The organism is Agarivorans sp. QJM3NY_29 (genome assembly GCF_050870835.2).
Lineage (GTDB): Bacteria > Pseudomonadota > Gammaproteobacteria > Enterobacterales > Celerinatantimonadaceae > Agarivorans.
Genome location: NZ_CP194036.2, coordinates 1220281 through 1234693, shown reverse-complemented (window position 1 = coordinate 1234693; position 14413 = coordinate 1220281). Strand labels below are relative to the sequence as shown.

Sequence of the window (14413 nt, the reverse complement as noted above, 5' to 3'; positions counted from 1 at the left end):
ATCAAACAGAAATTAAGAAATCCGGTTAATCAGCTTTTTTAACTGATTCATTGGTGTCGGCTCATCATCGAAGAAATTCTGCATCCGTAATAAGGTTAAGCCATCGTATCCAGGCGAGCGAGTCAGTGCGCGCGCGATTTGTTTCCAGCCTTGTTCACCGTACAGTTCACCAGCCAAGGCATTTTCCCCCATCAAGGAAACCTGACATTCAGTCGCCGCATCAGCCATCCAATCCACCAGATCGGCAGCGCGAGAATAGCCTTCGTAATCCTTGTTGATCATTTCCAAACAGGTGAAATGGATCGCGGCTCGATTCTGCTTACCTTCCGGTAGCAAGGCCTTCAGCAAACCTAAATATTCTTGCTGGTTGTGACGACTTAAGGTGGGGTGCACTGCAATCAGGCCTGCTGTAATTTCGGCGGCACGAGGTAACTTGGGATCACTCACCACCCAGTGGATCCCTGGGATCTTAATCCCCACAGGCACCTGGCCAAAAGAATCGTCTGCAAATACCGCCAAGGCAGTCTCAAAAATGCGACGTCCATGAGCAACTAAAGCACGATGATACCAAGTTAAAAACTCCCGCGCCCAAGCATTATGAATATAACGCTTATGGCTAAACAGCCAATCTGCATCAGGAATAGTCGCCTCATCAAAACGCTCCAGAGTAAAACCAAAACTGGCGTTTAAAGCCGAAATACTATGAAATTTTTGCTTCAAGTAACCCAGCCAATCTTGTTTTGCTAAGCGACTATAACATTGCAAGGTTCCACGATTTGGGTAATTCCCCCAGTCATGGGCGTTATAGCTGGGATAGCGTAACTCCCCAGCGGGGCCTAAGCTGATGTTGATTTCATCCATCAAACCCGCTTTGTTGATGTAATTCTGCTTAAACGCTTCCATAAATCGCTGATAATAGGGCATCACAAATTCATCAGCCCAAAGCGATACATATTCCATCGAGGCATCACCGGTTTCAGACACATACTGTAAGTCTTGCACCGAATTAAGTTGATCATGACTCTCTAACAAACGCCCCCATAACCACAGCGGGATTGCTTGCATAAAATCATCATTAACATTCCCACCCGCTTGGTGGAAAGACAAAATCGGCACCCACTGCAAACCCAAACGTTTTAACAGCGCAACCACCCGATCGTAGTAACTCCAATCAAATTTACCCGGTTTATCACCTTCAACTAAGCCCCACCAAATATCGGTGGAAATAGCAGTCACGCCAATACTGCGCAGTTGACGGAGTTGCGCCTCAAACTGTTGCCAGTTTTCTTCTTCAAGCATCTGCTTTTGATTGGCAACTTTTAGGTGCAAGGGTCCCATCACTCGAAATTGCTTTTTACCAAGCTGCTTAGTTTCGGCCTCTTGATACTTAAACTTGTTAAGCTGTGACAAACGTCCTTTCACAATTGCCTGTTGGTTAAGCTGAGACATATCATTGAATAACCAACCCACAAAGCTGTTGCCATGCAATACTGAATGGTACAGCTGATCCCACCCCGGATGGCTGGCCAACGCTTGCGGTTGACTATTTTGCACCAACGCTGGAATAGCTAGGCTACGAATTGCCACAAGCAAAGTTTGATTGACTCGTGTGGCATGACTCGACTCTGCGCCACTCACCATCAATAATAGCCGCCCTTTGGCCTGTTTCTGCCAACGGCCTAGCTGTTCCGTTTGATAATCTACTAACTGCTGTCGCTCTTGCCAAGGCGAGGGATTTAAACCACTTAAGCAACTCAGCCAAGGATGATCGCTCGCGCTTAACTCAAGCATGGGGAGCGTTAAACTCAACTGACAAGTCGCCCAAGCTTGATTGAAGACAAGCTCCGCTTGCCCCAGCATCTTCGCCACATAGGCTTGCCAACGCGAAGCGTACCAAAGATTAAATTCTCTAAAACAAGTATTGTTAGTTTTACTTTGGTAACTTCGAATTAATTTATCACTGAGTTGCGACGGCCAATCTTGTGCTTCATTTAACTCCCACAAACTCAACCACGATTGTTGCTCGCCATATTGTTGTTGCATATCTGCAGCTAGTGCCGCCAAAGCCGTTGGGCTAAAACTTTGATATACAGGTTGGCCATCACGCTCACTCCACGGTAAACAGGCCTCCCCATTCGGTCCTAGCCCCAGCAAAATCGCCTGACAATGGGGGGCAAATTCCCTCATATGTTTAGCAAAACATTGCATCCACTTGGCAAACATTTCGAGCAAACCTTCGCCAGCCCATAAACTGGGACTTTGGGTATTATCACGACCATATTGGTTCACATATTTAATTGCATCAGCACTCAGTTCCGTGGGCAACAGGTCCAACATCGAACCCCAAAACCAATCGGGGAGACGCTGCTCGGTATCTTGCTGGATATCCGAAGAGAAAAACAATTGATACTGCAGTTTAAAGCCATGGGATAACAAATGTTTCGACAGGCGCTGTAAGGCTTGCCAAGAGTCAGCCTGATACAACTGTTGTTCACTAAAGGGGGCGATGTAACGCCAGTGAACAGGAACAACCAAAGCGTCAATTCCATTTTGGCGCAAAGAGCAAAGTTGTGGAGAAAGGTTCTGAAGCTGAACCTCGGAACAAGAAGCCGCATACTCAGCCAAAGGTAAAGATCCCTTTACCCAAGCTTTGCGCGCTGTAATTGGATTAGCCATTGTTAGCTTACTCTAAAAAAACTTTGCTAGTTATCCCTAGTCAGCGGCTGAACAGCAAGTCTGCAAAGCTTTTCAGCTGAAAAAAAAGAGATCCAGATCACATTTTCAATATTCATCAGTGTAAACCAATCTTGCAAATTGCCAAGTGATTCACCCGGCATAAGCGACAACAAACGGTTTTATTAAGGCCTTAAAGCTACAACCAACGGCGAACCTTACGGCAATATTGTTGATATTGCTCACCAAAATGTGAGTCGAGAACAGCCTCCTCCGGTTTGATCTGCAATTCATTAATCAAGTATACGAATACCAAAATACTCAGCAAACTCAGCAAAGCCTGCAAATGAAAACACCAGGCAGTTAATAACAGCAACAAGCTAAGGTACATCGGATTGCGACTGTATCGATATAATCCATCTATAATTAACTGCCGGCTGCGTTCCGGATGGTGCGGATTAATCGTCGTCCGTTTTTTCATAAAAGGAAGCAAACTCACTGCCCCCACCACGCAGGCTAAAAGCACCACAGGCCACAGTAAACTATTTAGCCAGTATGGTAAGCGAGCAACAAGCCAATAGGTATTTAAATACGCCAAACCATAAGCAAGCGAAGCAGCGATAGCCAACAAGACTGGTGGCGGTATGAGTAGCTGAAAACGTTTCATCATCGACCCTTTAGACATGTATCCATTTTGTAATTTTACAGCAAAAAAAGCGTATCGTATTTATCCTCATTAAAACTCTAGGATACCCGACAGTAAATCATAGTGGTTATGCTTAGCCGCAAAGCTATCGGGTGCATTCAAGTTGCTTTTCGGATCTTGTATTACTTATATGATCCTTACTGCTACAACAAAAAAGCAACAAAGTAAGTGTCTGCTAACAGCTGCGCCTTAGGAATATCGATCATGAGTCGCGACCGCTAAACGGCCGCTCTAGATGTCACATCAACATATTTGGATAAACTTATACACATAAGCTCAAGCTATTAACATTTATCTAAACTAGGTAACTAAAATTCCAACTAAGTCGAAAATAGTCTGCTATCAAACCAATTGATGAAACTCCAAACTTCAATAAGAATTAGGCATCGAAAGTGAATCTTGTGACAACAATCAAACATGGGAGCTAAGCACTTCACTCTCGATGAACAGCCGATAAAAAACATAATGCAAAGCACAAGGCATGCTAAAAAAGAACATTAATATCAATAATTTAATAGCAAATTAAAAAGTAATTTGTTCCTAAGGTAAAGATTTACCACGGAGAATAACCGTCAATAAATATTCAATTTTGGTATTTATTTTGACTAACGTAAAAATGTCAACGATGATTGACAAAGAAGCATCAAAAAAGAATTTTTTACTAATTTTAAGTGACAATCTTGACGCAAAAAGTCAATTGGCTACAAGCCACGTTCTCTATAGCGTGTAGAATTTTATCCACAGCTTTGTGCACTGTTTTTGTGGGAAAATCTGTTTGGTAAAAAGCTGTAAATACAGTGGAATATATCGCTTTTTATCCCCAATCCAGCTGTAACTATCTCGAGGGCCAAAAAATTCAACAAAGGCTTCTACATTTATTTGTTAGAACTCTGTCATCGTCCACAAAAAAATTAATTTGCCGTAAATACGGGGCAGCGAGCTTGATCAATAAGGGATCACGACCACATCATTGAGATCCTTCTTACTCACCTCAATCCGTCACAATAATTTCACATAAACTTGAAAATAACTAGTCGCGTAAAGTATCTGCCACAGTTCTATAGGAGAGCAACAAGAATCCATTTCGCTGCCAACAGTGAAACGTTACACTAAGCCATCGTTTTATAGCGCTCATTAAGGCCAACTGTTGTTTAATCCCTCACCCATTCAGTCACTTCGCTTCAATGACCATAACTTTTATCTCAAACGTGATGATTTACTTCATCCACAGTTTTCAGGTAATAAAGCTCGCAAGTTCTACCATTTTTTAGTTAACGATCTACCTGGTATCACTTACCTCGTGGGCAGCGGTTCGGCGCAGGCAAATTCTTTATATTCATTAGCAGCCTTAGCCCAGCTCAAAGACTTACAATGCGATTTTTACGTCGATCATATTCCTTCACAGCTTCGCCAAAACCCCTGTGGTAATTATCAAGCGGCACTGGCGCTCGGTGCGAATATTATCGATGTCAGCGAAATTACCGGACAACAACAACGTAATTTAGACGCATTTATGCAACGACAAATAAAGCCAACCTTATTAAATCATCAACTATTGATCCCCGAAGGAGGCCGTTGCCACTATGCGCGAGAAGGTGTACAACTGCTCGGCCAAGAAATAGAGCAATGGCAGATTCAGCGAGACATTAGCCATTTAAACATTATGCTACCAGCGGGCACTGGCACCACCGCCTTATATTTGAGTGAGTATTTTCACCAACGCCAAAGTAAAGTCAAAGTATTGAGCTGTGCCTGTGTTGGGAACGAGGCTTACCTAAGCCAGCAATTTAGCCTACTCAACCCGGACAGCAACTGTCATCCGCAGATTTTACCACGCCGAAAGAATTACCATTTTGGTAAGTTGTATCGTCAACTCTACCAGTTATGGCTAACCTTGATACAGCAAAGCCAAGTTGAATTTGATTTGCTCTACGATCCCATCGGCTGGCAGTGCTTAATTGATTTTCTCGATAAACAAGAAGAAACAACGCCAACCCTGTACATCCACCAAGGAGGTTTACTGGGTAATCAAAGCATGCTGCCAAGATACCAGCGAAAATATCCCGACTTAACGCCAATTTAGCCAATGTTGATACTCGAAAGGCTCAGCTAAATCTACCGTTTTCCTAAAACCAATACTGGGAAAGTTAAGGCAGGTCGCCTCTTTATACTCCGGTTCCGCCCAACCGCTACGCTCATCTAAAAACTCGCGCTGATAACCCCAGCGCCCACAGGACAATATACTGTCATAACCTACGTCTCGTTGGCATACCACGCAGGTTTCAAAATCGACCTCAATATTCTGACCAAGTTTACCCAGCGCATCGGAGACAAAAGGGGTATCGTAAATCGCAAGCGTTGAGGCCCGTTTAGGTCGGCCTTGCCAAGGTTTATCGAAGTGATCTTGTGGCGTGGCATGCACCCCATAACCGTACTCAAGAGGCTCGGTATCATAGAAAGGCTCTAACAACTGAGCAGGAGCATCGACCTGAGAGCCAAGTTCATCGGCGAGTAAACGCCGATTCGTGGTTCGCACTTGCAACATCCGATAACGAGAACAATTCGCCTGATTTTCTAGCTCGAGTTCTCCTGAACGGTTGGTGAAAAGATGGATCTCGACCCCCACGCCAGTGGCATTATCACGGGCGACATAAGAAGCCTGCTGTCGGCCACTATGATACCAAGCTTGAGAAAACACCAATATCCCCAAAGCTTGCTGCTGATAGCTTACCGGACAGACTTTACCAACCAGCAAATCGTCAGTTGAACTATCGCCACTAAATAAACCACAGCAAAAGCCTATCCAGTATGTGAGTACTCGCTTCATGCTGAGTCCTATTTTTCCCTCATGTCATTCAAGTGTAGTTCAAAGCTCGCGCCCTTAAATTGAACCACGCTCAAGGGTAAACAAGCATCCACAATTAGCTTTCGCAAAGTTAGCTCAAACATGAGATTTCTAAGCGAAATCTTGGCAAACTACAAGCAGACCAATCGCCATCACGGATCGACTCAATGCCTCATATTACCCTGCAGAACTTACGCCAAGCAGCAAAAGCCAACATTATTAGCCTTCAACAAGCCGAAGCCCTATTTCAATTTTTACAGCAACAAGAAAATAGTCGTCCGCGCTTTAATCTCACACATTTGCTGTATTACTTTGGTGGACTAATCGCGATTGGCGCGATGACCGTGTTTATGAATCTAGGCTGGGAAAGTTTTGGCGGATGGGGCTTGGTGGGCATCAGTTTAAGCTATGCGGTGCTGGCTATATTTCTTTGCCAACATTTTAAAAAACAGGGTCATCTCATCCCCGCGGGGCTAACGGCCAGCTTGGTGATTTGCCTCACCCCACTAGCAGTCTATGGTTTACAACAAGCCATGGGGTGGTGGCCTTCAAAAAGTCACTATCAAGATTACCATCGTTATGTGCAATGGCAATGGCTGTATATGGAGTTGGCCACTTTAGCGGTGGGCCTGCTACTCAGCTGGATATATCGCTTTCCCTTCATGCTATTTCCGATTTCGGTGACCCTCTGGTATCTAAGCATGGATGTTGCCGTGATGCTGACTGGTGAACGTCCTGACTACCAATTCAGAGCCTTGGTGTCGATGTACTTTGGTTTAATGATGTGTTTGATTGCCTTCTGGGTCGACATTCGCAGCCGACATTCTGCCGACTATGCTTTTTGGCTCTATCTATTCGGCGTATTAAGCTTTTGGGGTGGTTTAAGCATGCAACAATCGGATAGTGAGTTAACCAAATTGGTTTACTGCCTCATCAATCTCGGCTTAATGCTATGTGGAGTGATCTTGGTGCGTCGCGTATTTGTGATTTTTGGCTCACTCGGCTGCTGTTATTACTTGTACCACTTGTCTTATAGCGTTTTCAAAGATAGCTGGTTATTCCCCATATCCTTAAGTTTGCTTGGTTTAGCACTTGTTTATTTGGGGATCCTTTGGCAAAAAAAACAACACAATCTAAGCCAACGCTTACGCAGTTACTTACCACTAGCGCTACAGCAATTACTCGAGAACAAACAACACTAATATGAGCAAGCTTTGACTTTAAAATCCATCTTCAACAACAAAGCTAGCGAGAATAGTAGCGATTACTGTTTGATTTCATGACCAAAATACGATGTTTTTTGGGGGAATAGTGGCCATTTACAGCATCGTTAGTATACTTTTCTCATGGATGATAATGAATTAGCATTGGTTTTAGCAGGTCCTATACTCCGCCGTATTGAACGCAAGCAGGTGACCATTTGGTTTGCCACTTCACAAGCGGTATCGATCAGCCTCAAGCTCTATCCTGAGCAGCAATCGGCGATTGAGCTCACCCAAACGCAGCTGGCCGACAGCCTATGTAGTATCGTTGCTGGTGAGAAGCTCTACTACCACTTACTCGACATTAAACTGCCTCGTACCCTGCCACTGGAGACCTGGATTGGCTACGATTTAAAGCTGTATTTAGCGCAACAAACACAAGCTTTAAGTTGGCAAGATTGGGCACCGGATCTCGTATATCCACCACGTAAACTCCCAGGGTTTAAGGTCCCGCAGCAGATCAATCGTTTGTTCCATGGTTCATGCCGCAAGCCTCATTTTGCGAGCGCCGACGGCTTAGTCATGGCCGACCGTTACCTAGCTGAACACCCTCACGCGCAATGGCCTAGCTTGCTCATGATGAGCGGAGATCAAATTTACGCAGACGACGTGGCCACCCCCATGTTGGTCGCGATCCACCAACTAATCGAACAGCTGGCCATCGCCGAGGAAAGCTTTACTGCCGCGCAAATTCAAAACAGCCAACAATTACATCGGCAACAAGCCCATTATATGGCTCGACAACAGTTACTTCCTGTAGAGCAACAACAAGGTGGAGTCGCTAAAGCTCTATTTGGCGGCGTGAAAAAGCCCATATTCACCTCTGACAGCGCGCAAAATCACTTGATTTCACTGGCTGAAGTATTAGCCATGTATCTGTTAGTGTGGTCGCCCAGTGTATGGAAAAATATTGATTTAACGCCCCCGGAAGCACTCAAACCCGAGCAACTCGCGCACTATCAGCAACAACGAGAAGTGATCACTCGCTTCGCTGCTGACCTCACTCAGGTACAGCGTATACTGGCTCACTTACCTAGTGCTATGATGTTTGACGATCACGATATAACCGACGATTGGAACCTATCCGCCGCATGGGAGCAAAGTGCCTATTCACATGCTTTTTCCAAACGAATTATCGGCAATGCCTTGTGTGGCTATTTACTTTGTCAGGCCTGGGGAAACAATCCTCAACAGTTTTCTGCAAATATGCTTAACGACTTACAAGCAGCCTTACAGCAACCCGGCAGCGAAGCCCATTTAAGCTTAATTGATCAGCTGCTCAGCTTTGCTGACTGGCATTACCAGTGGAAGACTCAGCCGCCCTTAATTGTGCTTGATACTCGCACCCACCGCTGGCGTTCCGAGCGCAAGCTAAGCGCCCCTTCGGGACTCATGGATTGGCAAGCATTAACCGATCTACAGCAGCAGTTACTCGGCCTCGATGCGGTCATCATGGTATCACCTGCCCCCATTTTTGGGGTGAAACTAATTGAAGCGATTCAACGACTATTTACTTGGTTAGGCAAACCGTTGTTAGTTGATGCCGAAAACTGGATGGCGCACCCCGGTTCGGCAAACGCGCTATTAAACTTATTTCGACACCCCAACACTCCCCGTCATTTTGTGATCCTATCAGGAGATGTACATTACTCCTTTGCCTATCGCATTGAACTACGAGGACAAAACGCTGGCCCAGATATTTGGCAGATCACCAGTAGCGGTATTAAAAATCAATTCCCCAGCCGTTTACTCGATTGGCTAGACAGAGCCAATCGCTGGCTCTATTCGCCTGGTTCACCACTTAACTGGTTCACTAAACGTCGGCGAATGAAGATTATCCCTCATCGACCAGAACAAGCCGCACGAGGTGAGCGTTTACTAAATGCTTCGGGTATTGGTTTAGTGAGCTTGAATGCCGATGGCTCGCCAAGCACAGTGACACAGCTAGTGGACAAAGGCCGTTCCATCGCCTTTGAGTTAGAAGAACAAGCCGCTCACTGGGAGTAATAACGGCTTGTATCTCATTCAATCATTACAATTTAAGAGTTGCGGTTAAGCTGGTCACGGCATTACCAATCAAACTAACCCGGCGCTTACCAAGCCGTTCAAGTTGAACAAAACCGCCCCGCTCTGAAGCTTGGTAAGCCTTGAGATAAGTACGAGACAATTTATCGCCCCAATAGGCCGCTAAGGCACAATGTGCAGAGCCTGTCACCGGATCCTCATTCACTCCAACCCAAGGCGCAAAGTAACGAGAAATACAATCCAAATCATCGCGAGAAGCATGGCAAGTAACCAATACGCCACGTCCCACCAACTGTTTTAAGGCCTCAAAATTGGGCTGTAGCGCTAAAAGCTGTTGCTCGCTCTCAATTTCGATTAACAGCTTGTCATCAAAGCTTGCCATCCCCAAGATTTGCTCCCCCCTAATCCCTAAGTACTCAAGAAACTGAGTTTCAACGGTCGGGGACATTTCGAGCACAGGCTCTGGGAAGTCCATGGCAATATGTTGAGGCTGAATGTTGGCCAACAAAGTTCCAGATAAAGTGGAAAAGGCGAGCTGTTGGCCTATCTCCGCGACACCGCTCTGCTGCAGAATATGCGCCACAGCAAGGGTACCATGACCACACAGTTTCACTTCAACTTTGGGCGTGAACCAACGCAAATTCATATCATTGAGCGATAGAAAAGCTGTTTCCGATATAGCCATCTCCGTAGCAATCGAAAACATTAATGATTCATCCAAGGGTTTATCAGTGATACATACCCCAGCAGGATTCCCTTTAAATAGTTCTTGTGTAAAAGAATCCACCTGATATATCTGTAATTCCATTCAACCGCCCTGCACCTAAAACCAACACCAAAGTCGATAAATACAACCCATCTAGTAAAGAATAGCAAGCTAAAAATGAGTGCCCAATATGTCATCAGTTCAGCCTCTATGGGTACTAAGTCGCATTAGCATTGATTCATTTAGCCAAGCCTCATAAACTCTAGCTTACAAAGGTAAACTGCAAAATCAGGCAAAGTAGCAGCTCGAGACAATTGCTCGCCGATTGTTCGGTCTTATATTTTGGAGGCAAGATGGCAAATCCTCGGCTCTTAAAAGCACAAATTGTAGATGTCGAATGCGGCGAGAACGTTACCATTATTGAGCCTTCCAATGTGTATGGTTGTTCACTCGCGAATGATGTATTTATCGGCCCTTTTGTCGAAATACAAAACAACACCTCGATTGGCCCTCGAACTAAAATTCAGTCTCATAGCTTTATTTGCGAATTTGTCACCCTTGGCGCAGATTGTTTTATCGGACACGGCGTCATGTTTGCCAACGATTTATTTAAAGATGGTAAGCCAAACGCAGACCCTGATTCTTGGGGCAGAACCCGAATTGGGGACCAAGTCTCGATTGGCTCGAATGCAACCATTTTAGCTGTAACTATTTGTGACCAAACGGTGATTGGTGCCGGTAGCGTCGTCACCAAAGATATTACCAAACCGGGTATTTATGCTGGTAATCCCGCTCGATTATTACGGCGCTGCTAATCCGCGCAAGCCAATAAACAACTTACATCGATAGTACTTGATACTTCAGGAGAAAATGTCAGTGCAAGGTTTTCAGATCAGTACCGATCCAAATGACTTAGATTTTGAGTTTATTTATCACTTTATATCTCAAAGCTATTGGGCAAATGGGATCCCTAGAGAAACCCTCAAAAAAGCGATTTTGAATTCACTCTGTTTTGGGGTATTCGAAACAGTTGGAAAACAAGTTGGCTTTGCACGCCTAATTACGGATAGGGCCACTTTTGCCTACTTAGCCGATGTATTCATCGTTGAATCGCACCGCGGACAAGGCTTGAGTAAATGGCTGCTTGAAAAGATTATTTCTCATCCTGAATTACAAGGCTTAAGGCGTATGTTATTAGCGACCAGAGATGCACACGAGTTGTATGCTCAATACGGATTTACAGCCATTGAAAACCCAGAAAGCTTAATGCAAATATGGCAACCTAAGGTTTATCAATAACACGACCATGAACAACTAATCATAGCTTTCCCCCATGGGCTAATACCTAAGTAAACCAATAATAGTTTTCTCCAGCGCAGCCCTAGAAAGAGCTAGAACATGTCATCAATCAGAATTCAAATACCTTAAAGCTTAACGCTCATGATCGATGTTCCAAGCGACTAATTAGGTCCCATAAGCGATTTGCGACGGGGCCCAATACTTGGCTTTTAAGCTTCATCACGTAACTTTTAACTTCAATTTCCACCGGGGTATCACTCAGTTCAATCGGAGTTAATCTTTTCATTTGAATATCTTCTTTTACCATTAAATATGGTAAACGCCCCCAACCAATACCGCTTAAACACAAGGTGCGCTTACTATGAAAATCATTCACATACCATTTTCGCTGGCCTTGCTGTACATCTAACTCAACATCCTTGGTCAAACTGCCGGAGTCCTGAACAATAATTTGATATTCGTCTTTTAATTGAGAAGACTCGGTTAGATGCGGATACCTAGAAAGCATCTTTGGCGCAGCAACATTAACGATACTTTGGGTATGAATATGCTGAGTTACCAATTTAAAACTATTGAGAAAATCAGCTTCTGAAGCAGAAATAGCAAGCTGAGCATTTCGCTGAACCACCGAGTCAATTCCACCCGTAACAAATTCCTGCTTCAATATAATTTGGGTTTGCGGAAACTCATTTTGAATTTGTTCAAAGATGGGCACCAGGGTTGCCAAATCAAACATGGCATCCACCGCAATCACCACCTTAGGTTCATAACCTGTTTTATAATGTTTCGCCATTTCATTGAGTTGTTCACTCTGCTCAAGCAACATCAATGCCTTTTGATAGATCTGCTCTCCTTGCTGAGTCAACTTCAATTTATATCCAGAGCGATCAAGTAGACTAATGCCTAAAGCGCTTTCCAACTGCTGTAAACCTTTACTTATCGCCGGTTGCGTTTTAAACAGTCGATGACTGGCTGCCTGTAATGAGCCCTCTTGTATCACGGCTTGTAGCATTCTTAATTGCTCTAATGTCATGCTGTCATCTTCCTTTATTGTAGCCGCCGCCCAAAATCATAACCTAAAGTTATACTCTTGATGAAATACAATCAATTTTAATTAATTAGCTTAAGCCTATACTGACGAAAATTAACTCAACAACTTCAATAGGTGACCTATGAATAAATTTAAACAGTATGGCCTTTGGGTCATCCTTGCTCTCACGGCTTTGGCTTTTCTTGCTGGCGGCATTGGTAAATTAATGGGCGTTGAAATGCTGCATAAATCATTTGCCACTCTCGGCCTCCCAGTTTTTTTTGGCTACTTCATTGGCTTATGTGAAATTGCTGGTGCGATTGGCATTTTCATCAAAAAACTCAGTTCACTCGCGGCCGTAGGCCTAGCTCTGATCATGCTTGGAGCGATCTACTACCACTTTCAGTACGATCCTCAAGGACTGCCCGCTGCTGCCTTGCTATTGGTCTTTTCGATCATCATTTTCTTTGCTCGTAAAAAAGACAGTCTGCTGTTTGCTAAAAAAACAACACCAAGTGCTGAGCTTTCCTCATAAGATCGAAACGTTCAATAAGAGACCACCAATTTGGGTGGTCTTTCTATATCAAGCTATCACAGTAAGTTAAATAACAACTGGTCTATATAGGTATTTTCATGCTCGCGACTCATCAGCATATTGGGCACAAGGAATTGATGCCGATTTTATATTTACCGCACGGTGGTGGCCCCATGCCACTTTTAGATGAACCCGGCCATCAAGATCTCACTGCTTTTTTAAAAAGCGTGCATAAACAACTGCCGACACCCAAAGCAATTTTAATGATTAGCGCTCATTGGGAGAGTCATATTGCGGCCATTTCATCTGCTCTTCAGCCACAAATGATCTATGACTACGGTGGCTTTCCAGCGGCATGTTATAAATACCAATATCCTGCGCCGGGAGAGCCAAGCCTCGCTCAAAACGTAGCCGATTTATTACGGACTCACGATATCCACTGCAATTTGGATCAACATCGAGGTTATGATCACGGTACTTTCGTGCCCTTAATGCTGATGTATCCTGAGGCCAACATTCCAGTTGTACAGTTATCTTTATTACATTCCTTAGACCCTGCTAAACATATCGCTTTAGGGCAAGCAATCGCCTCCTTACGGGAGCAAGGCATATTGATCATTGGATCGGGGATGTCGTTCCACGAACGTAACGGAAGCTTCGAACATAGCGCGGCGTTTGATGATTGGCTCACCGAGACACTCGTAGCAACACCAATCGAAGAAACCATAAATAGATTACTAAATTGGGAGCTTGCGCCATCGGCGCGAGATTGCCATCGTAGAGAAGATCACTTATTACCAATGCATATCTGCTTTGGAGCTGCGATGAAACGCACCGAGTCCGCCGAAAAAATCTATTCAGGACTCTTATTCGGCAAACGTATTTCTGGCTTTTTATGGCGTTAACAGCAGATCTTTCATGCCACATAGTTTTCGTTTACAACACCACAAACAAAGGTACAGATGATGAGTCATCAACAACATTCTCAGACTAGAGTTTGCAAACAAGAGCCTGGTGTTATTGTGCCGGTGATTAATCGCAACAAGTGCGAGGGAAAAGGTGAATGCGCAGTCGTTTGCCCAAAAAATGTATTCTTCATCGATGTATTACCCGCAGCGGAACGCAGCAAGCTTTCCTTACTAGGAAAACTTAAAGGCTTGGCACATGGCTGGCAGCAAGCTTTAATGCCCAACATTGAGGCCTGTGAAGGTTGTGGCTTATGTGTTGCGGCATGCCCAGAAAAGGCAATTACGCTTAACAGGCGCGAAGGGGCGAGATAACGAAGCCCCGCTGCCCATACAACAAGCCATGACTCACGATGGCCTTGCTTGA

At 44.5% G+C, this 14413-nt stretch carries 13 protein-coding genes; 8 read left to right on the top strand and 5 right to left on the bottom strand.

The genetic code is table 11. The features are described from left to right. Positions 1–12 precede the first annotated feature (12 nt). Positions 13–2676 carry a family 14 glycosylhydrolase gene (locus tag ACRRS0_RS05625; protein ID WP_432454177.1) on the bottom strand — a complete coding sequence of 888 codons (2664 nt, stop codon included), beginning with the start codon at positions 2674–2676 and terminating at the stop codon, positions 13–15. 196 nt (positions 2677–2872) lie between these two features. Beyond that, positions 2873–3343, bottom strand: coding sequence for a methyltransferase family protein (locus ACRRS0_RS05620; protein ID WP_432454178.1), 471 nt, complete (start codon positions 3341–3343; stop codon positions 2873–2875). Positions 3344–4526: 1183 nt separating this feature from the next. On the opposite strand from ACRRS0_RS05620, the gene ACRRS0_RS05615 reads away from it, so the two are divergent. Continuing rightward, positions 4527–5462, top strand: coding sequence for a pyridoxal-phosphate dependent enzyme (locus tag ACRRS0_RS05615; protein WP_432454179.1), 936 nt, complete (start codon positions 4527–4529; stop codon positions 5460–5462). On the opposite strand, the gene ACRRS0_RS05610 is transcribed toward ACRRS0_RS05615, so the two are convergent. Next, on the bottom strand, positions 5448–6206 hold the full coding sequence (locus tag ACRRS0_RS05610; RefSeq protein ID WP_432454180.1) for a hypothetical protein: 759 nt from the start codon (positions 6204–6206) through the stop codon (positions 5448–5450). The two genes, ACRRS0_RS05615 and ACRRS0_RS05610, sit on opposite strands and share 15 nt — an antisense overlap. Positions 6207–6391: 185 nt before the next feature. On the opposite strand from ACRRS0_RS05610, the gene ACRRS0_RS05605 reads away from it, so the two are divergent. Both ACRRS0_RS05605 and ACRRS0_RS05600 read left to right on the top strand, forming a co-directional pair. Continuing rightward, entirely contained in the window at positions 6392–7426 is a 1035-nt protein-coding gene (locus ACRRS0_RS05605; RefSeq protein WP_432454181.1) for a DUF2157 domain-containing protein, read from the top strand. Positions 7427–7570: 144 nt separating this feature from the next. Then, positions 7571–9493: an alkaline phosphatase D family protein gene (locus ACRRS0_RS05600; RefSeq protein WP_432454182.1), complete on the top strand. Its 1923-nt coding sequence runs from the start codon at positions 7571–7573 to the stop codon at positions 9491–9493. 25 nt (positions 9494–9518) lie between these two features. Here the strand turns inward: ACRRS0_RS05600 and ACRRS0_RS05595 are convergent, their stop codons facing one another. Next, the gene (locus ACRRS0_RS05595) at positions 9519–10319 is read right to left on the bottom strand and encodes a PhzF family phenazine biosynthesis protein (protein WP_432454183.1); all 801 of its coding nucleotides are present in this window, start codon (positions 10317–10319) and stop codon (positions 9519–9521) included. Between the two features lie 251 nt (positions 10320–10570). On the opposite strand from ACRRS0_RS05595, the gene ACRRS0_RS05590 reads away from it, so the two are divergent. Further along, positions 10571–11032, top strand: coding sequence for an acyltransferase (locus ACRRS0_RS05590; RefSeq protein ID WP_432454184.1), 462 nt, complete (start codon positions 10571–10573; stop codon positions 11030–11032). Between the two features lie 55 nt (positions 11033–11087). Next, a complete protein-coding gene (locus ACRRS0_RS05585) occupies positions 11088–11516 on the top strand; it encodes a GNAT family N-acetyltransferase (RefSeq protein ID WP_432454185.1) in 429 nt (142 codons plus the stop codon). Between the two features lie 139 nt (positions 11517–11655). Here the strand turns inward: ACRRS0_RS05585 and ACRRS0_RS05580 are convergent, their stop codons facing one another. Further along, positions 11656–12549, bottom strand: a complete 894-nt coding sequence (locus ACRRS0_RS05580; RefSeq protein WP_432454186.1) for a LysR family transcriptional regulator — start codon at positions 12547–12549, stop codon at positions 11656–11658. 139 nt (positions 12550–12688) lie between these two features. Here ACRRS0_RS05580 and ACRRS0_RS05575 point away from each other — a divergent pair, with 139 nt between their 5' ends. From ACRRS0_RS05575 to ACRRS0_RS05565, 3 genes are all read left to right on the top strand, one after another. Continuing rightward, a complete protein-coding gene (locus ACRRS0_RS05575) occupies positions 12689–13081 on the top strand; it encodes a DoxX family protein (protein ID WP_432454187.1) in 393 nt (130 codons plus the stop codon). A gap of 137 nt (positions 13082–13218) precedes the next feature. Then, a complete protein-coding gene (locus ACRRS0_RS05570; RefSeq protein WP_432454188.1) occupies positions 13219–13986 on the top strand; it encodes a DODA-type extradiol aromatic ring-opening family dioxygenase in 768 nt (255 codons plus the stop codon). 57 nt (positions 13987–14043) lie between these two features. Continuing rightward, positions 14044–14361 carry a 4Fe-4S binding protein gene (locus tag ACRRS0_RS05565; RefSeq protein ID WP_432454189.1) on the top strand — a complete coding sequence of 106 codons (318 nt, stop codon included), beginning with the start codon at positions 14044–14046 and terminating at the stop codon, positions 14359–14361. Positions 14362–14413: the final 52 nt, after the last annotated feature.